The organism is Psychrobacter sp. AT9, from assembly GCF_047272965.1.
GTDB lineage: Bacteria > Pseudomonadota > Gammaproteobacteria > Pseudomonadales > Moraxellaceae > Psychrobacter > Psychrobacter glaciei.
Genome location: NZ_JBKOTW010000001.1, coordinates 3,202,646 through 3,221,074 on the forward strand (window position 1 = coordinate 3,202,646; position 18,429 = coordinate 3,221,074).

Below are 18,429 nucleotides of genomic sequence, written 5' to 3' on the forward strand. Positions count from 1 at the left end.
CCAACAACATCCAACCCATAGTTCTATTTACTAGTGCTATATACCTAGCTTAGTATAAATTTTAGCTATCAAAAAAGGGCTTATGATTATTCATTAATAGCCCTTTAATGTTTATATCGAATAGGTGTCTGCTCATGCCTGCCCTTTCAGGCAAACGCTTAATATAGCGTCCAAAAACAAAGCAGTTAGCTGCCTATATTAATGCAGCGTTGTATTCGTGTAAAGTCTATTATGACTTTTTTATCCGCTGTATGAACAAGTTAGCGGCTATTAACCTTTAGTGGTATGGGTTTGCATCATTCGTGAAATTGTAAAAATAAAATTATAAGTGATGGCAATTAACCAAACTATATCTTATCTATAAGACTATTTTTACTTTTTACGCTAATTTCAACGACTTATAGCAGTAACTTATAAGTCCATACCTTAACGTCAAATCAGTTATTTGTCATTCTTTTGGCTTTGTGAAGCTAGCCATAGAGAAGTTGGACGGCAGGATGACTTATCTAACGCTAATAGATAGATACTTACTCACTTCAATACTGATCGTAAAGAGTGCTAGCGTATGTGCCACAACATCCAACTGTGACTAATTTGCATTACCATAAAACCGATGAACAACGCAGGCGCTGATAGGGGTTGTACGGTAATAAAAATTAGTGCGAAACCAAACACTGTCAGTAGCCATTTGACCATCTGACCTCGATATAGCTGGCTGACAATGTGTCGGCGCGCGCGATATCCAGTATGCCAAAAGATAAAATTTGCAAAGACGGCTTGTGTGGCGAAACTAAGTAGCGCACCGATCGCGGTACTTTTTGCTACTATCAGCCCACTGTCTAGCCAAGTCACATCTACTACCCAGCCAATAATAATCAGGATAAATAAAATCCATGCTTGGCGTTTCAGGTAGATGCCAATCTCATCTTTTTGCGTGCGTTTGGCAGGCTTGGTCATCAGCAGCTATCCTATAGTATTGGGATAATGTCGCATATTTGCCACGATTTTATCCGTGACCAGTTTATTCATGACCATTTTATCCATGAAAAGTCACTATACAGACGTTGCCTTTTAACCAAAATAAAACGCCACTTATTATAGGGAGCGCGCGCGCGATTAGCAAGTAAAATATGCGTCTTATCAAGCATTTGATTGTTTAGCGCTAACGCTCCCTCTAAAAACTTAGTAAAGCCTAGCTAATATCTTATAAAACAAAGGTCTTGGTGCTCGACAATTTGATAATGCTATCGAGCGCCAAGACCCTTCTAAATAACGCTTTATGCTAGGGCATGCCCTTAATCTCAACAAAAGCGAGTAAATGGGCTAAAAATGGCTATGCGATACATTGGCGGATTTGCTGCGCCATACTCTGCCAACCACTAACGAAATCTTTACTGGTGCTCATGTCTTCAGCTTGCACGGTACTCTTCACAGGTTGAAGCTTAGCGAGCAACCCTTTAGCTGGCGCACTTGGACTAACCAAACACATTTTCTTGGCAGGACGCTTCTCATTTAGCCAGCGCAACTGACTGGCTTTTGGCGCTAAATGGTGATCGGTGCTTAGACTGCCAACGAGCTGTAGCTTTAAGCTGTCCTCCATATACTGATAGGCATCGTGATACGCCCAATAAGGCAATGCCTTTGTCGCTGTGCTCTGCTTTGTGGCAAGCACTCCTTTATCCAGTCGCTGGGCAAATTTTTGTGCATTGGCTTGATAGAGAGCTTTATATTGTGGATTTGCATGGCTATGAATCACGGCAAGCGCACGGGTGATGGCTTTGGCATTTTCAGGATCGAGCCAAATATGCGGATCTAGCGTGCCAGTGATAGCTTCGCCTTTGACATCGCGTAGTGGATGGCGGTTGAACGCATCAAACTTGAATAAAGCAATGGCATTGGGCGCGCTATTGAGACTGGCGGCCAAATTGTTTTCTAATGGCTCGCCAAACCATACCACAAACTTACTGTCTTGAATGGCTTTTATATCGCCCGGACTAATACTACCGTGATGCCCAACCTCCCCTGCTTGCAATAATTGCTTGGCAGGCGGCGCACCTTCAGTCACGGCTTGACTCAACAAGAATAATGGATAATTACTCACGCTAACGGTAGCGGCTTGGGCGCTCAACGTCAGACAGCTTAACGCGACTATCCCAGTAATGAGCAGTCGCTGTAGTACAATGATCGAGCGTAAAGAATGGCTGAAAAATGAATTCATAATAGGCTCTTTAATATTAAGTTGAGGCAGCATACCTGTTTTTCATTTCATTATGTTATACTATAACAATAAAAAACGCCATCATAAAAAGGCGTCATATTTTTTAGGAGTTTGTCCTATGTTCACTACTTCATCGACATGCGAACATTTGCACGATGTGCAACATTTTACCGCGCATGATGTAACCGAGCGCTTGACGGCGGCAAAAGAACAATGCCGCATAAGTGGTGTACGCTTCACGCCATTGCGGCAGCAGATATATCAGTTAGTATTGGCCGCTAATAAGCCCGTTGGTGCCTACGACTTGATCACACAATTGCAGCAAATGCGCTTGTCAGAACCGAATGCACAGGATTCTGCGCCGACCAATCAGCAGACGCCAAAGAATGTCGCGCCGCCAACGGTTTATCGCAGCTTGGAGTTTTTGTTGGGCGAAGGCTTGATACATCAACTAACCTCTATCAATGCTTATGTGCCCTGCTGTCACCCACGCGCCCAGCATACCGCCGCATTTTTAATTTGCGATCAATGCCAGCGAGTGCAAGAATGTAGCAGCTTACCGGTACAAGAAATGATGAGCTTTGCGGAGCAAGATGTTGGCTTTATCGTCGCTCGTAGTGTCATTGAGCTTAGTGGACGTTGCCAAGCATGCCAATAAAGCTTGCTGCATTTTAAATGCTTGCTGCATTTTTTCTTTATTAAGTACTGATCTAGGTACTTATTATTTAGCATTAAGTACTCAGACATTTATCATTTACCAATATATTAGTCACTAGCCTATGAGCCTGCCCATTTCACCATCAGAGCAATCGTCTGCCTCTATCAGTCTGGATAATAAGACCAACCAAGCTAGTCAGCTGCTGAGCTTAAGCGATATCAGCTATGACATTGGTTCGCAACGCTTGTTGTCACATATTAATATCGATATTGCCGTTAACGAGACAGTCAGTCTTATTGGGCCAAATGGCGCTGGTAAATCGACGTTGGTTAAGCTTATTTTAGGGTTGATTGAGCCAACTAAAGGGCAAATGACGCCCCATCATAAGTTACAGCTTGGCTATGTGCCGCAGCGCTTTGCGGTACCGCCAATATTGCCATTACGAGTCTGCGACTTATTGGCGCAAGCAGATAAGAAACGCTTAACGGCTGAGCAACGCCAGTTTATCTTTGATAATTTATCGTTGACGCACCTGCTATCACGGCAAATGCTGCACCTATCAGGTGGTGAGACGCAGCGAGTTTTATTGGCTCGTGCCTTGCTAGATAAGCCCAATTTATTGATTCTAGATGAGCCGATGCAAGGACTTGATCCTGATACCGAGGTTTGGCTTTATCAGTTTATTGATGAACTACCAGACTTCTTACGCTGTGCCATGCTGGTAGTGTCACACGATTTGCATTGGGTGATGAAAGGCAGCCGACGGGTCATTTGTCTGAATAAGCATATTTGCTGCGAGGGACAACCAAGCGAGCTTGCCATTAGTAGTGAGTTTCAAAAGCTGTTTGGTCATCATTATGAGCAGCCTTATGTCCATCAGCCGCATGCCTGTGAACATCACGCGCCAAGCGAGTTGTAATCATCATAACCAAACGACTAAAGCAAAAAGCTGCTTTACGACCTTTATTTTATAAACCGTTTATTGGATACATGATATGAGTGCTTGGTTAGCCATTATTGCGCCTGCTTGGATTGCTGGCAGTATTTTAGCATTGCTATCAGCGCCCCTAGGGTGTTTGGTATTGTGGCGACGCATGGCATTTTTTGCCGATGCCTTGGCGCATGGCACTTTGCTAGGCGTTGCCTTGGCTGTGTGGTGGCAACTGCCTATGGGCATTGGTATTGCATTGGTTAGTGTGATAGTGGTACTAGGACTCGTGCTCATAGATGATGAGCGTTTGCCCGTCGATTCCGTACTGGCGGTGGTTGCAGTGTCGCTGCTATGTTTGGGGCTGTTAGCGCTGACCCAGCTGACCGATCAGCAAGCCAACGTGTTGGGGTTTTTGTTTGGTAATTTGCTCGAGCTTGATTGGGCAGATTTGCCATTAATAGGCGGTAGTGTGCTGGTAGGACTGGTATTGCTCACGTATATTTGGCCTGCACAAATTAAGCTTGCCACTCACGAAGCGTTAGCACGGATTCAAGGCGTCAACCCAACACGGCAGCGGCTGTTTTTTATGGGGTTATTGGCAGGGTTTTGTGCCATTGCCCTGCAAGCAGTGGGTAGCTTATTAATCAGTGGCTTGCTGGTGCTACCGGCTTTAACAGCACGTTTGTGGTCAACATCGCCAAAGCAAATGGTGATTATTGCGCTGCTTATCGCTCAGCTTGGGGTCACCTTAGGTGTTTGGGGCAGTATCTGGCTGGATATTCAGACTGGACTATCTATCGTACTGGTATTGGCTATTTTATTTTTTGCAGCGCTGATTTTATCAAAGGTGCTAACGGCAAAATTTTGGACGATGCGCCGTTAGTTATGCCATCTTTATTGTTACGTAGAGGCCTTTCATTATTCCTTTGTCCAACTTTATTTCATCAATATTGCTAGAGCTTTCATTCACTTTATGATATAAACTTTCCCTAATGCTATCAATGTAATAGTTAGTAGAATGCTGCATATCGCTCGTTTTGTAAGTGTAGGGCTATAAGCGGCAACATCTTCCATCAAGGATGGGAGAAATGCGCCATAAGACCCCGTAACTAAAAGTGATCGATTTATCCATATTCGTTTTAATAGCAATACTTGTTTTGATTCGATAAGGGACTGACCCAATGCTAAGCTATCCTGCCAATAACATCAGCACGCCAGATGAACAGCTAAACGTGTTGCAGATCACTGATTTGCACTTATCAACGCCCACCTCTGCCCTAGCTAATGACGACAGTGACAATAATTCCGATATATCTGTCTGTCAGCATAGCTTTGAAAAAGTCATCGAACAAGCATTGAGTGAAGACATCCGCTGTGACTTGATCGTGGTGACGGGTGACTTGGTGAATAAAGTAAAGCCCGCTATCTACGACCATATTTTTGAGGTATTACAAGCGACTGACATTCCTTTTGCCTGTATTGCTGGCAATCATGACGTCACTGATGAGATTGGTAGCGATTTACCTTTTTTTGAGCGGGAACTCGTCGCCCAGCCGATGGATGCACGCTTGCTAAGTCAACATGTTATTGAGACGGAATATTGGCAGCTGCTATTACTGGATTCCTCTATTTCTGGGCAGGTGGCAGGAGAAGTGACAACGACCGATATTGACTGGTTATGTGTGCAGCTGCAAGAGTGCAGTAAGCCTGCGCTCATTGCCTTGCATCATCACGTTATACCGATAGAGTCTGACTGGATAGATACTCATATGGCAAAGAATACTGAGGCTTTCTGGCAGCATATGGCACCGTTTGAGCAATTAAAAGTAATCATTAGCGGTCATACCCATCAAGCGCAAGTGCGCCATCGTCAAGGGGTCAGCGTTTATAGCACACCCTCAACTTGCTATCAATTTAAGCCTTATAGAGATGACTTTGCTTACGATGAAAACGCGCGCCCCGGTTATCGCTGGTTGCAATTAGCCAACAATGGAGAGGTTGCAAGCTGGGTTAAAAGGTTGGATACTTGATGCCCAGTTTTATCGGCGTCAATAACACTGTGATTGTCTTTGTCCATATGTTTGATTTAATACAAAAAATTTCGTCCATATGGTTGGCAAAATCAAACTTTGCTTTATGATAAGTGAATAACGATACTGATAAAACCAAATCGCGTTAGGATGGTAACGCGTCTAATCGCAAGCAAAATTATAATAGCTAGGATGGCTACATTGACCACAAGCTAAGTTTTCACAGTCAGTCATTTGTCGCATTATTTAGGCCCAGCCATTTAAATAAAAATATGCATAACAATATACCTGACCATTGATATAAATATATCAATATAACCGTACGATGAGTTCAGCTGTGTTACTTGTGTTACCAAGTGGTAAAACGTTTTATAAAGGGACAACTTATCGCGTTTGTTAAACTTATAACGTCTTGTCTTTTGATATGTCGTTTTATTGAATTAATTTGAAAAAGTAGGATACCCATATGAGCACCGTGACCACGAATCCGAGTGATGTTAAGTTTACTCCTTATGTGCCTGCCAAAGACGAAGAGTATATGTCTGATGCGCAGTTAGAGCATTTTAAGGCTATTTTGTTGGATTGGAAGCAGCAACTGATTGGCGAAGCAGATCGCACCAAGACTTATATCCAAGATGAGTCTAGCGCCATGCCGGATATTAATGACCGCGCCACTCAAGAAGAAGAGTTTGCCCTGACGTTGCGTACGCGTGACCGTGAGCGTAAACTCATTCGCAAAATCGATAAGTCTATGGCAGAAATTGACAATGATGATTATGGATTTTGTGAAACTTGCGGGGTAGAGATTGGCTTGCGTCGTCTTGAAGCACGTCCAACAGCAACTCAATGTATCGACTGCAAGACGTTATCTGAGATCAAAGAGCGTCAAAACCAAGGTCATACCTAAACGCTCTCTTATGCTAGCGCATGTAAATGCGTGCTGACAGGCTTTATAATAACGAGCGACCATTTATTGGTCGCTCGTTGCGTTTTATAGATCTCGTTCTATAGTCAGTTCAATATAAAAAAGAGACAGCGTGACTGATATAAATTTTTTGTAGCCTCTGTCTGCGTACACACAGCAAGCAAAAAAAATTGATATCAACAGTGCGTGATGTATCGATATTACTTTTCACTGACTGCGCTATTTTTCTTGTTTGACGGCAATTTATCTCATTTTTATCACCATTTTTAAAATGAAGACACGCCCTAACAAAACAAGCGTATTTAATAAATATCTTTTTACTCCGTTCTTCTTTATTCTAGCTATATCCTCCTACATTGATAGTCATTACTTTGATAACCCCTACTTTGCAAACTGCCCATACTCCTATTCTCCATCAGCAGCCATTATCACCTCCTATCGGTCGCTTTGCGCCTTCACCCACAGGTGAGCTGCATCTTGGCTCCTTGACCACTGCGCTTGCCAGCTTTTGCCATATCAAGTCGCTCGGTGGCAAATGGCTGCTGCGTATCGAAGATACCGACACGGAACGCTGTGACAGACAATTCACTGAGCAGATTCTTATAGATCTAGAAGTGCTCGGGCTACAGTGGGACGGCGATGTCATTTATCAGTCTGAGCGTATTGATATCTACAACGACTACTTATCGTCAGCCCTGCTGCCACTGACTTATGGCTGTCAGTGCTCACGTAAGGACTTAGAGCGCTATTGGTCTCAGCAAGCACAGACATCCTCGACGACTCAAACTTTAGAGCCTTTACCAGCAGGTTTGAATGCTACGGATATTAAGCAACTGCTGCCCAATAGACAACGCTACCCGCGCTGCTGCCTCAATGCCAATCTCGATCGTCAACAACACAAGCTGCGCATACAACTGCCAGACCATAAAATCGGGTTTAGCGATGGTATTCAAGGGTTGCAGTGGGATAATCCACAACAAACCTTAGGGGATATGGTGGTTCGCCGCCAAGACGGCATGATCAATTATATCTTAGCCGCCAGCCTCGATGATGGGCTACAACAAGTCACTCATATTATGCGTGGCTTGGACATTTTACCCATGACCACTGCTCAGATTAGTATCATGCAGGCGGCTAACTTACCAGCTATCGATCACTGGTATCATCTGCCCTTGATATGCAATCCTGATGGGCAAAAGCTCTCCAAGCAGAATCTTGCGCAACCGATTGATACTCGCGATCCAAGTAAGCTTATCGCCGACGCTTTGCAGCTATTACAGCAACCAGCGGTCGATAGAGATACGCCAACCCGTATGTTAATGCAAGCAATTGCACAATGGGATAACACTCCGCTACAAGGCAAGAGCGCGCTTAATCTGCCCAATTATTAAAAAACAAAAAGCGCCGCTGCTGGCGACGCTTTTCTACAGATTAACACCTGCTAATAATAACGGCACTGGCTTTTTTCAATCTCAGGGCTTTCTTTATAAATCTTTAGCAGCAAGGCAACCATCACTAAGCTGATGAGCATCGATGAGCCACCGTAACTAAAGAATGGCATGGTCAAACCTTTGGTCGGAATGGCACCCATATTCATCGCCGCATTGATAATCGTTTGCGCGATAAAGACCACACCGATACCAAAAGCGGTATAGCTCATACGCATCTGGCGACGCTTGAGCGCGTTATAACTGATACGCATGGCACTGCCAATGATGAGCGCCTCGAGCAGCAATACCACTGCGACCCCCACAAAACCCAGCTCTTCACCCGTAATGGCTAATAAAAAATCCGTATGTGCTTCAGGTAAATGTGACAGTTTTTGTACGCTTTCACCATAACCGACACCGGTGAACTGACCACGACCAAAGGCAATCAAACTGCGTGCCAGCTGATAATCAGTATCTTGCACATCGTCAAAGGGATCCAAAAACGACATCACACGTACCAAACGATACTGTACCAAAGTCACTGCCAGTACTGCCAATCCAGCCACCAAGCCGCCCAATGCCAAGAACTGCTTGTAAGGTGCGCCAGCGATATAAAATATCGCAAAAACGGTGCCAACAATGACCACCAAAGAGCCAAAATCTGGCTGTAATAACAATAACAGCGTGATCATACCAACCACTAAAAATATCCGTAAAAAACCATCCCAGCCATTACGAACCTCAAAAGATCGACGCACGACAAAATCAGACACGAACACAATCATGACCAGTTTGGCCAATTCTGCAACCTGAAAGTTCAAAAACCCTAGATTTAACCAGCGCTTAGAGCCATTAATCGGCGTGCCAAACAAAGTTAAAACCAACAAGCCCCCCGTAATGGCTAACAGGAGAAACTGAGTCTCTGTCTTATATAAGGTTCGTAAGGATACTAAGTAATAAGGAAAAGCGGCAGCGATTAGTCCAATTCCCATATAGAGTAGCTGATTTCTAAAAAAATACAGCTCCGTCATGCCGCGACTGAGCGCGAAGGGAATAGAAGCAGAAGCGACCATCAGTAGACTGAGCACCAGCATACAGCCGACACTCGCTAATAAAATTGCACGCGCTGACGGCATAGAAAGAATGCCATCTGAGCCAGAGGCTTGCTGCGATTGGGGAGACGAACGAAAAAGAGAAGAGAGCGCCATAATTTTATATACACTAACAAACGAAAAAACACGGCGTTTATGCAACGCCACCGTATAAAAAATATAAAGTAGATCGTACCACACGGACCATAACAGCCCGTCAATACTAGAAGAATAACGCCTGATTTGGCAGCTATCCTAGGATTATTGTATCCATTATCACTGTTCTAATAATAAAGTCGGCAAACTGCCTGACTGATTATTGACAGTAGCAGTAATCTATAAGCAAAACAATCATTTATCAACAAAATGCGATTGGCTACACACTGCTGTGTTTGTATTGCTGTGTAGTTGCCCAATATTTAGCTAATGCTATTTAAATATCTGTCGCAAGCTGACTGACCAGCTGGCTAAAATGCTCACCACGAGCCGCATAACCACTAAATTGATCAAAGCTGGCACATGCTGGCGATAATAACACGGCTTGCACTTGTGACAAGCTACTTGTGGTGACTTGTTGAATGGTGGCAAATGCACTTTCTAACGTTTGGCATTGATGCAGCGCCACTTCATCACTTAATTTCGTTGCACGTAGATGCTGTTCAATCTGCTTAGCATCCTCACCAATAAACAGTACTTGGCTGACGTATTTATTGATAAAAGGCGTCAATTCACCGAATTGTTGACCTTTACCCTGTCCGCCTAAGATTAACAACAGCTTACCGTCTTTTGGCGCATAGACCGCGCCTAATCCTTCGATAGCCGCCATGGTCGAGCCAATATTGGTGCCTTTTGAATCGTTGAAATAATCAAGGCCTGCCGCAGTGGCGACGTATTGGCAGCGATGCTCGAGACCTGTGAACTGTTGCAGGGTGTTCAGCATGCTATCTAGTGGTAAGCCAGCAAGCTCACCTAGTGCCAAAGCCGCTTGCGCATTGAGCAAATTGTGACGCCCTTTAATCTGTAGTTTGTCCGCTGATAGCAACCGCTCGGTCCCACGTGCAAGATAAATATGTCCTTCTGGATCAGTGATGAGACCATAGTGGCCTTTATCAGGAGCATGGATACCTGTGCTCAGCCGTGGCAAATTATCCGCCACCAACGGTCGAGTCAGCGCATCTTCACGATTGATCACCACCGATTTGGCACCTTGAAAGATACGATGCTTGGCTTGATGATAGCCCAACATATCACCATGGCGATCTAAATGATCGGGTGACATATTAAGAACAGTTGCCACTTGCGCACCTAAATTGGTCACGGTCTCTAACTGGAAGCTTGACAGCTCAAGTACGGCCAATTGCATATCAGGATTGGCAAGTAGATTAAGGGCTGGCACGCCAATATTACCACCGACGCCCACATTGACACCGGCATCCGCCGCCATCTGCCCGACCAAAGTCGTCACCGTGCTTTTGGCATTGGAGCCCGTAATAGCAACGATCGGTACGGTACAGGCTTCGCAGAACAGCTGAATATCACTGACCACAGGAATGTTGGCGCGACGGGCGGCGGCAACCGCGTCGGTATCTAAAGAAATACCTGGGCTGATAATGATCCGTGCCGCTTGTTGCAATAATTCTGCATCTATCGCTCCAAATTGGCGAATATCAACGGCTGCTGGTAGTTGCTCTGCTAAGGCAGGCGTCGGCTGACTGTCAGTGACAGCCACATGGTAGCCTTGCTTGGTAAGATAGTTCGCTACTGAAAGCCCTGACTGTCCCAAACCGACCACGACTTGTAGACCACTGCCCTTATGAAGTAAGGTTTCTGTTGCGGTAAGGGTGGTCATATCTCTTCCTTCTATTGGACGAACAAAATGGCATCAAGCATATACGTGGTTTAGACCGTCTGAATGATACTGTTAAGATGAAGAGCATGATAACGGTATCGTTCAGATTTCGGTACTGGTTTTTTATGACTTTGTGCTATTATGCGGCTGTTTTTATATTGAGTAGCTAATGCTATAATATCGGCCTAAACAGATATTTGGGCTAGATATTTCACCTAAGCATTTTAGTTTAGCATGTTGTCACATTTACCGCGCTATTGTCACGCTGCTTCCGCAACGATTCCTATTGAGGTAATGAGATGGCAGACACTGGCTTCGATCTACTTATGCGCTTTTGTCTGATAGATTATTTATCTCCTTCTACCGCGGTACGTCATGGCGGTTCTTATACTTTATTTTAGACACTGTATTTTAATACACTATATTTTAGGCACTGTCATCATATTGACTATTGGTGAGCGTATTAGCGATACCAGTCAATAAATTGATGGGCGTGCTGCTAGCTAATTATCGATTGGTAATGAAGCAACAGCATAATAAAAGTACGTTTAGTAGCACTGATTATAACGACCTGTAATAACGCGATCATTTTAACACTGAGTAATGATTACTTTTTTTGCCTTTAACTCTATGCAGTTTACTTATGACATCTTTTTTTGATAGCTTACGTGACGACTGGTTTTCCAATGTTCGCGGTGACGTTTTATCAGGGGTGGTGGTTGCACTGGCCTTGATTCCAGAAGCCATTGCTTTTTCTATTATCGCGGGCGTCGATCCAAAAGTTGGTTTGTATGCATCATTCTGTATCGCCGTCGTGATTAGTTTCGTCGGTGGTCGGCCGGGTATGATTTCAGCAGCGACAGGAGCGATGGCGCTAGTGATGGTAGACTTGGTGGCTGATCATGGCTTGCAGTACTTGCTGGCTGCTACCTTATTGTGCGGGGCGATTCAGGTCGTCATGGGTATTCTTAAGCTTGGCAATCTGATGCGTTTTGTCTCGCGCTCGGTGGTCATTGGCTTTGTCAATGCGCTAGCGATTTTAATATTTATGGCTCAATTACCTGAGCTTAACCCTATGACTGAGAAGGTCGGGATGACCGTTTATATCATGACTGCGGCGGGCTTGGCGATTATTTATCTGTTTCCGCTTATTCCTAAAATTGGTCGGGTGATTCCTTCACCGCTGATTTGTATCGTTGGCTTGACCGCGGTAGCGATGTATATGAATCTCGATATTCGTAACGTCGGTAGCATGGGTGATTTGCCCGATTCTCTACCCGTATTTTTGCTGCCAGATATTCCATTAAATTTAACGACGCTCTTAATCATTGCGCCTTATTCTATCGCGCTGGCCATCGTTGGTTTGTTAGAATCTATGATGACAGCGACGATTGTGGATGAATTAACTGATACGCCGAGCGATAAAAACCGCGAGTGTCGTGGTCAAGGTATTGCCAACGTGGTATCAGGATTCTTTGGTGGTATGGCAGGTTGTGCGATGATTGGTCAGTCAATGATCAACGTTAAATCAGGCGGACGTACGCGTCTGTCTACCTTGATGGCAGGTGTGGTACTGCTCATTATGGTGGTGTTTTTGAGTGAATGGGTCAGTCTGATACCGATGGCAGCACTAGTGGCTGTGATGATTATGGTCTCCATTGGTACTTTTAATTGGCAATCTATTCGCGAGTTTAAGACCCATCCGATGTCATTTAACATTGTCATGCTAGCGACCGTTTTGACCACTATCTTTACGCATAATCTAGCATATGGCGTAGGTGTTGGTGTGCTGCTATCTGCGCTAGCGTTTGCCAATAAAATCGGGCAATTCTTAACGATATTTAGCGAGTATGACGACAGTAGTAACACACGTTACTACTACGTCCAGGGCCAAGTGTTCTTTGCCTCAACGACGCAGTTCTTGCATAGCTTTGATACCAAAGAAGCCTTGGATAGCATTCATATCGATGTCAGCCAAGCGCATTTTTGGGACGTCAGTGCCGTAGATACCTTGGACAAGCTGGTCATGCGCTTGCAACGTGAAGGGATTGATGTCAAAGTGGTAGGACTCAACAGTGCAAGCCGTACGTTGATTGACCGTTTCTCTATCCATGATCGCCGAGACATTGGCTTGTTGGATTAAATGGTTAGATAACCAAGCACTATGCCTGCGTTATCGAACGGACGTTGATTCATGGTTTGTAGACAAACCATTATATTGGTATACCAGTTCAAGCTTTAGGGTCATCGCAGATGAGTTGACCCGCTTGACGGTATTTTAATTATTAGATGATGTGGTGGCCTTATGAGTAATTTAAAGCCAGATAGCGTAATTGCCTGCTTAGACTGCCCTGATCACGTACAAGCCGTGCTAGAGGCGAGCATGTGGGCAGCACCTCGTTTACAAGCCCCTATCGGTCTGTTGCATTCAGTACCAAGCTTGCAACAAAAAGCAGCGGTCAATTATTCTGGTTGCCTCAATATAGATGACGAAAGTGCTTTGTTAGATCAATTTACTACCAAAGAACATTTGAGTAATTGTGAACTAAAAGCGCAAGGCAAACTGTTACTCCATCAAGCCACAACTTATTGCGAGCAGCAGCGCCAAAAATTAAAGACGTATACGCTGCATCGTCATGAACATCTTAATCAAAGTATCGATTATGTCGACAATAAGGCGCAATTGATTGTTATTGGTCATCATGTGACCTGCAAAGCAACGTTGAGTCAGCTTATTCGTTTAAGCCACTGCCCCATTTTGGTGACTCATGCACCATTTTTGACCCCTACAACTGCTTTATTTGCTTTTGACAACTGTGCAACTTCTCATAAACTGCTTAATTGGCTATGCAAAACGCCGCTTGTTCGCGCCCTAACCATTCATATTGTTATGGTCGGTAAAGACAACTCGGAAAACTGCGACGCCCTACGTGAAGCTTATGCCCGTCTCAAGCAAGCTGGCATAAAATCCAAAAAGGCATTGCTAGACTGCCGCGATGTGACAGCAGCCTTAACTTACTATCAAAATGAGCACAATATTGGTCTGCTGATAACAGGCGCTTTTGGTCAGTCTCGTTTGCATGAATTTCTCAAAGGCAGCGACACCAAAAAACTACTAGGCAGTACCAAAACCCCATACCTACTCTTCCCTAAAGTATAACGCCAACGTTTAATTTGCGGGCAGAGTATTGTGCTCTGCCCCTCCTGTCTACTTTTACTCAGTACTCATTTGCTATACACTTTTATCAAATCATCACATGAAATAAAGTGATAGCCTCCCCAAGCGCTTTAAAAGTTGGTTATAATAAAGTTTTCGATACTCCAACGTTAAAGGTTGATCTACTCTGCTTGTATGGACAACAATGACGATTATCGTGCCCCTATAAGCCGTATTTTTTGTCAATACCATAAGCATTTTTGAACCAATTGGCTCAATCCTAGCTACCCCCTTGATTAGGTTTGGCACAGTTCTTGAATGACTTACGTTAAGAATGGCAGTCATACGATGAAGCACAATGTCTATATCAACCTGCGACATCACACATATAAGGAATTTTTTATGAAGCTAATCACTGCGATCTTAAAACCGTTTAAGCTCGATGATGTACGTGAAGCGCTTTCTGACATCGGTGTCAAAGGTGTTACCGTCACTGAAGTCAAAGGTTTCGGTCGCCAAAAAGGTCACACGGAGCTCTATCGCGGCGCAGAATACGTGGTGGACTTTTTACCTAAAGTAAAAGTTGAAGTGGCCGTTATCGATGAGATGGTTGAACCTGCTATCGAAGCCATCACTCGCATCGCTAGCACTGGAAAAATCGGTGACGGTAAAATATTTGTGACGGCTCTTGAGCAAGTCATTCGTATTCGTACGGGCGAGACAGGTCCTGACGCTATCTAACGCGTAGACTTACCTATAAACACAGATTTATAGGACATACCGATATCTATATTGCATATATTCAAGGGGGAATTAACATGCAAAATCAAATCTTTGAGCTCCAGTACGCACTTGATACGTTTTACTTTTTGATGTGTGGGGCGCTGGTCATGTGGATGGCAGCGGGCTTCACCATGTTAGAAGCAGGGCTGGTACGCTCAAAAAACACCGTCGAAATCCTAACAAAAAATATCGCACTATTTGCCACCGCTTGTACCATGTACATGATCTGCGGCTATGCCATTATGTATGATGGCAATCTATTCTTAAGCGGTATTGCAGGCGGTGAGGCTTTGGTAGCAGATGCTTTAGCAGCCTCAGCTGAAAATGGCTTTGGTGGTGATTCTGTTTATTCTGCAGCTTCTGACTTTTTCTTCCAAGTGGTATTCGTCGCAACCTGTATGTCAATCGTCTCAGGCGCTGTCGCTGAGCGTATGAAGCTGTGGGCTTTTCTCCTCTTCGCGGTAGTCATGACTGGTGTTATCTATCCTGTTGAAGGCAGCTGGACTTGGGGTGGTAAAGACGTCTTTGGTTTATTTAACTTAGGTGACTTAGGCTTTTCTGATTTTGCTGGTTCCGGTATCGTCCATATGGCAGGTGCTGCGGCTGCATTAGCAGGGGTATTATTGTTAGGAGCTCGTAAAGGTAAATATGGTCCTAATGGTGAAATACGTGCCATTCCTGGTGCCAATCTGCCATTAGCAGCACTTGGTACTCTCATATTGTGGATGGGTTGGTTCGGCTTTAACGGTGGTTCTGTCCTCAAGCTCGGTGATATCGCCAGTGCCAACTCTGTCGCGATGGTATTTTTGAATACCAATGCAGCAGCAGCAGGCGGTGCTATTGGTGCATTGTTAGTAGCGCGTCTTATCTTTGGTAAGGCTGATTTAACCATGCTCCTAAATGGTGCGCTAGCAGGTTTGGTTGCGATTACCGCAGAACCTTCTACTCCTTCTGCGCTGCAGGCCACACTGTTTGGTCTGATAGCAGGTGTTATCGTTGTTTTATCCATTCTCGCTTTAGATAAAATAAAAATCGATGACCCAGTAGGTGCTATCTCGGTACATGGTGTAATTGGTCTCTTCGGTCTACTAATTGTTCCTATTACCAATCCAGCAGCATCGTTCGTAGGTCAAATTGCAGGCGCAGCGACCATCTTTATATGGGTATTTGTTGCCAGTCTAATCGTTTGGTCAATCATTAAAGTGGTGATGGGTCTGCGTATCTCTGAAGAAGATGAATATGAAGGTGGTGATATCGCCGAATGCGGTATGGAAGCTTACCCAGAATTCGTAAGATAATCGGTTAGCATTTAGAGAAATATTGCAGCACAAAGAAATCCCGCACTACCTTTCGGTAATGCGGGATTTTTTATACTGTATAATTTGTACTATATAAATTACTTTCTATAAAGTATCTAATAATCTAGTTTCTTTAGAATTAGATTATTTCTTTTTCCACTCTTGACTGCGTGAGAATGGACCGATATAACCTTTTAGCTTCAATGTACTACCACTTAGTTGTGCCGTCATACGATAATCTTTACCTTTCTCAGGATCAGTAATCGTACCACCACTATATTTACCACTACCATCAGCTTTAAGACCTTTGATGATAGTCGTGCCAACGTGTTTCTTACCTTTGGCTGAATTAGTAGAAATCAGCGTACCTGTCAAAACACCATTTGATTCAGTGATTTTTACCGTACCTTTTGGCTTACCTTCATCATAGGTCTGCCAAGTCGTGTTGGCTAGAGGATCAGCGGCAAATGCCATGCTTGCTAAACTGATACCTGCAACTGCTAAAGTGGTTTTTGTAAATAATTTCATAGACTGACTCCCTTCATACAATGATTATTCGAAACGTTATGTTTCTACTCTCCTAGGCTTATCCTTCGCTAAAACTTCATTCCCAGCTGTGCGATTTCCTACTAGTTAGTAGTGGGTTAGCGCAACAATAAATAAGCTGTTCATTAAAATCCTAAACGACATAAGCGATGTCTTGACCCATTATAAGCAATTTTAAGCTTTTGCCTAGTAATTTTTTTATAGTTTATTATTTCTATAAAATCAGAACTATATCAAACAGTTACAAGAAGGGATTGTCGATATTTTTATCCAGCTGGTCATCTTTTTCTTTTGACTTGTCATCATTATTATTGTATCCACTGTTGTTTTCAAAAGCTTGCAAAATCTTACTTGTTAAATCATGTAACTGTTGTGCTTGCTGATGCCCAGTGGCATCAAAGGTCAAATCAATGTCGCCATATATAATAATTTTATCTTGCTGGTTTTCGATCACGAGCTCACCAATTTGCATACTTTGATGATTATTGGCAAATGGGTCAATCATTTGAGTCTCCTTTCTATTAACAGCATCTTACGTGATTTTTCAATAGTTCGTACTTTCTGTCACATACAGACACTAGAGTGTGTCCTCAATCTGAATAAAAGCGACTAAATGGGCTAATAGTAAAAGCATTACGCCTGCAACTGGGTGATCAGCCAGTCGAGAATCGCCCAAACAAAAAGCATCCAAGTAGGTTCTTCAACAGTCGCCTCAGGCAAATCTGAACTCTCGCCAGCCTTTAGTGGTAGCTCGAACGCTTGCGCTTTGGTTTTGGCATCCAGTACGGGTAATACATCGATGCCAATTTCGGTCGCCAATTCATCGACACTGATAATTTCTATACGCTCTGATTCATCATTTGGTGCGTAATAGACTCCTGCTTGATTAATCGCAGGAATATAAACTGCTTTAAAGAAATGACTGGGAACAAGCACTCGGTCAGCCAATTGCTTGGTTTTTTTGCCAGTAAACGCCACCCCTGTAATGGTATAAACTTCTCCATATTGCTGGGTTAAGTAACGAGTGGCTGACTCGATATTACGCCAAATATAGCGATTATTACGTGGCGATTGCGGAGCGATATTGGCCAAGCTAAAACTATCATATTGTTGACTGCGATTCGCCATATCAGCATTGGGCGCTAAGTGCCCGCGATCATAGCCTGAGCCTGAATAGTCAGACAATGAGGCACGTGCGGATGTGGGTAATCGGCTTTCTTCATGAAAACTGTCTTCACGATCAATTTCTTTGGCTTGCTGTAAACGGTTGCGATCTAAATACTCTGCCGACCACAGCGGCGTGCGTGATACTCCTGAATACATCACGGCAAAACCATCCATACATAGCGCTTGTGTCTTGTTACTGAGCTTAGGATTGGTAAATTCAGGATAGATACTGCCATAAAAGGACTGGCTACACTGGCTAAAGTCATCAGCATGCGCCGAGGTTATGCTTACTACCATCATCACAGTCATTATGATGCTGTTTTTGACACTGTATTTGATCCTGCCG

General features: G+C 43.9%; 17 protein-coding genes. 10 read left to right on the forward strand and 7 right to left on the reverse strand.

Annotated elements, in window-relative coordinates; translation table 11 throughout:
- Positions 1-558: 558 nt before the first annotated feature.
- Entirely contained in the window at positions 559-957 is a 399-nt protein-coding gene (locus ACMFL8_RS13420) for an ATP synthase subunit I (protein WP_194620934.1), read from the reverse strand.
- Between the two features lie 376 nt (positions 958-1,333).
- A complete protein-coding gene (locus tag ACMFL8_RS13425) occupies positions 1,334-2,218 on the reverse strand; it encodes a metal ABC transporter solute-binding protein, Zn/Mn family (protein ID WP_201590007.1) in 885 nt (294 codons plus the stop codon).
- 118 nt (positions 2,219-2,336) lie between these two features.
- Between ACMFL8_RS13425 and ACMFL8_RS13430 the strand changes: the two genes are divergently transcribed.
- The 6 genes from ACMFL8_RS13430 to gluQRS all read left to right on the forward strand — a co-directional run bounded on the left by ACMFL8_RS13430 (position 2,337) and on the right by gluQRS (position 8,153).
- A complete protein-coding gene (locus ACMFL8_RS13430; RefSeq protein WP_413191260.1) occupies positions 2,337-2,876 on the forward strand; it encodes a transcriptional repressor in 540 nt (179 codons plus the stop codon).
- Positions 2,877-2,997: 121 nt separating this feature from the next.
- Entirely contained in the window at positions 2,998-3,795 is a 798-nt protein-coding gene (locus ACMFL8_RS13435; RefSeq protein WP_227676210.1) for a metal ABC transporter ATP-binding protein, read from the forward strand.
- Between the two features lie 76 nt (positions 3,796-3,871).
- A complete protein-coding gene (locus tag ACMFL8_RS13440; protein ID WP_413191261.1) occupies positions 3,872-4,690 on the forward strand; it encodes a metal ABC transporter permease in 819 nt (272 codons plus the stop codon).
- A gap of 298 nt (positions 4,691-4,988) precedes the next feature.
- Positions 4,989-5,837: a metallophosphoesterase gene (locus ACMFL8_RS13445; RefSeq protein WP_413191262.1), complete on the forward strand. Its 849-nt coding sequence runs from the start codon at positions 4,989-4,991 to the stop codon at positions 5,835-5,837.
- Positions 5,838-6,303: 466 nt separating this feature from the next.
- Positions 6,304-6,744: an RNA polymerase-binding protein DksA gene (dksA, locus tag ACMFL8_RS13450; RefSeq protein WP_010197974.1), complete on the forward strand. Its 441-nt coding sequence runs from the start codon at positions 6,304-6,306 to the stop codon at positions 6,742-6,744.
- A gap of 404 nt (positions 6,745-7,148) precedes the next feature.
- Positions 7,149-8,153 carry a tRNA glutamyl-Q(34) synthetase GluQRS gene (gluQRS, locus tag ACMFL8_RS13455; RefSeq protein ID WP_413191402.1) on the forward strand — a complete coding sequence of 335 codons (1,005 nt, stop codon included), beginning with the start codon at positions 7,149-7,151 and terminating at the stop codon, positions 8,151-8,153.
- Positions 8,154-8,203: 50 nt separating this feature from the next.
- On the opposite strand, the gene ftsW is transcribed toward gluQRS, so the two are convergent.
- Positions 8,204-9,400 carry a putative lipid II flippase FtsW gene (ftsW, locus tag ACMFL8_RS13460; protein ID WP_189585987.1) on the reverse strand — a complete coding sequence of 399 codons (1,197 nt, stop codon included), beginning with the start codon at positions 9,398-9,400 and terminating at the stop codon, positions 8,204-8,206.
- Between the two features lie 316 nt (positions 9,401-9,716).
- On the reverse strand, positions 9,717-11,132 hold the full coding sequence (murD, locus tag ACMFL8_RS13465) for a UDP-N-acetylmuramoyl-L-alanine--D-glutamate ligase (protein ID WP_413191263.1): 1,416 nt from the start codon (positions 11,130-11,132) through the stop codon (positions 9,717-9,719).
- A 643-nt stretch (positions 11,133-11,775) separates the two neighbouring features.
- On the opposite strand from murD, the gene ACMFL8_RS13470 reads away from it, so the two are divergent.
- The 4 genes from ACMFL8_RS13470 to ACMFL8_RS13485 all read left to right on the forward strand — a co-directional run bounded on the left by ACMFL8_RS13470 (position 11,776) and on the right by ACMFL8_RS13485 (position 16,370).
- Positions 11,776-13,275, forward strand: a complete 1,500-nt coding sequence (locus ACMFL8_RS13470) for a SulP family inorganic anion transporter (protein ID WP_189585982.1) — start codon at positions 11,776-11,778, stop codon at positions 13,273-13,275.
- Positions 13,276-13,437: 162 nt separating this feature from the next.
- Positions 13,438-14,292 carry a universal stress protein gene (locus ACMFL8_RS13475; protein ID WP_189585979.1) on the forward strand — a complete coding sequence of 285 codons (855 nt, stop codon included), beginning with the start codon at positions 13,438-13,440 and terminating at the stop codon, positions 14,290-14,292.
- 399 nt (positions 14,293-14,691) lie between these two features.
- Positions 14,692-15,030, forward strand: a complete 339-nt coding sequence (locus ACMFL8_RS13480; RefSeq protein ID WP_010197981.1) for a P-II family nitrogen regulator — start codon at positions 14,692-14,694, stop codon at positions 15,028-15,030.
- Between the two features lie 77 nt (positions 15,031-15,107).
- A complete protein-coding gene (locus tag ACMFL8_RS13485; protein WP_010197982.1) occupies positions 15,108-16,370 on the forward strand; it encodes an ammonium transporter in 1,263 nt (420 codons plus the stop codon).
- Positions 16,371-16,514: 144 nt separating this feature from the next.
- Here ACMFL8_RS13485 and ACMFL8_RS13490 read toward each other — a convergent pair whose 3' ends face one another.
- The 3 genes from ACMFL8_RS13490 to ACMFL8_RS13500 all read right to left on the reverse strand — a co-directional run bounded on the left by ACMFL8_RS13490 (position 16,515) and on the right by ACMFL8_RS13500 (position 18,380).
- Entirely contained in the window at positions 16,515-16,898 is a 384-nt protein-coding gene (locus ACMFL8_RS13490) for a DUF2147 domain-containing protein (protein WP_189585975.1), read from the reverse strand.
- Between the two features lie 259 nt (positions 16,899-17,157).
- Positions 17,158-17,421, reverse strand: coding sequence for a hypothetical protein (locus tag ACMFL8_RS13495; protein WP_413191264.1), 264 nt, complete (start codon positions 17,419-17,421; stop codon positions 17,158-17,160).
- 128 nt (positions 17,422-17,549) lie between these two features.
- Positions 17,550-18,380: a DNA/RNA non-specific endonuclease gene (locus tag ACMFL8_RS13500; protein ID WP_413191265.1), complete on the reverse strand. Its 831-nt coding sequence runs from the start codon at positions 18,378-18,380 to the stop codon at positions 17,550-17,552.
- Positions 18,381-18,429 lie beyond the last annotated feature (49 nt).

Bases quoted from the DNA above. Each gene is read 5' to 3' on its own strand.
- ftsW (WP_189585987.1), bottom strand. From the start codon at position 9,400: ATGGCGCTCTCTTCTCTTTTTCGTTCGTCTCCCCAATCGCAGCAAGCC.
- ACMFL8_RS13445 (WP_413191262.1), top strand. From the start codon at position 4,989: ATGCTAAGCTATCCTGCCAATAACATCAGCACGCCAGATGAACAGCTA.
- ACMFL8_RS13490 (WP_189585975.1), bottom strand. From the start codon at position 16,898: ATGAAATTATTTACAAAAACCACTTTAGCAGTTGCAGGTATCAGTTTA.
- dksA (WP_010197974.1), top strand. From the start codon at position 6,304: ATGAGCACCGTGACCACGAATCCGAGTGATGTTAAGTTTACTCCTTAT.
- ACMFL8_RS13420 (WP_194620934.1), bottom strand. From the start codon at position 957: ATGACCAAGCCTGCCAAACGCACGCAAAAAGATGAGATTGGCATCTAC.
- ACMFL8_RS13435 (WP_227676210.1), top strand. From the start codon at position 2,998: ATGAGCCTGCCCATTTCACCATCAGAGCAATCGTCTGCCTCTATCAGT.
- ACMFL8_RS13470 (WP_189585982.1), top strand. From the start codon at position 11,776: ATGACATCTTTTTTTGATAGCTTACGTGACGACTGGTTTTCCAATGTT.
- ACMFL8_RS13495 (WP_413191264.1), bottom strand. From the start codon at position 17,421: ATGATTGACCCATTTGCCAATAATCATCAAAGTATGCAAATTGGTGAG.
- ACMFL8_RS13475 (WP_189585979.1), top strand. From the start codon at position 13,438: ATGAGTAATTTAAAGCCAGATAGCGTAATTGCCTGCTTAGACTGCCCT.
- ACMFL8_RS13485 (WP_010197982.1), top strand. From the start codon at position 15,108: ATGCAAAATCAAATCTTTGAGCTCCAGTACGCACTTGATACGTTTTAC.
- ACMFL8_RS13425 (WP_201590007.1), bottom strand. From the start codon at position 2,218: ATGAATTCATTTTTCAGCCATTCTTTACGCTCGATCATTGTACTACAG.
- murD (WP_413191263.1), bottom strand. From the start codon at position 11,132: ATGACCACCCTTACCGCAACAGAAACCTTACTTCATAAGGGCAGTGGT.
- ACMFL8_RS13430 (WP_413191260.1), top strand. From the start codon at position 2,337: ATGTTCACTACTTCATCGACATGCGAACATTTGCACGATGTGCAACAT.
- ACMFL8_RS13500 (WP_413191265.1), bottom strand. From the start codon at position 18,380: ATGGTAGTAAGCATAACCTCGGCGCATGCTGATGACTTTAGCCAGTGT.
- ACMFL8_RS13480 (WP_010197981.1), top strand. From the start codon at position 14,692: ATGAAGCTAATCACTGCGATCTTAAAACCGTTTAAGCTCGATGATGTA.
- ACMFL8_RS13440 (WP_413191261.1), top strand. From the start codon at position 3,872: ATGAGTGCTTGGTTAGCCATTATTGCGCCTGCTTGGATTGCTGGCAGT.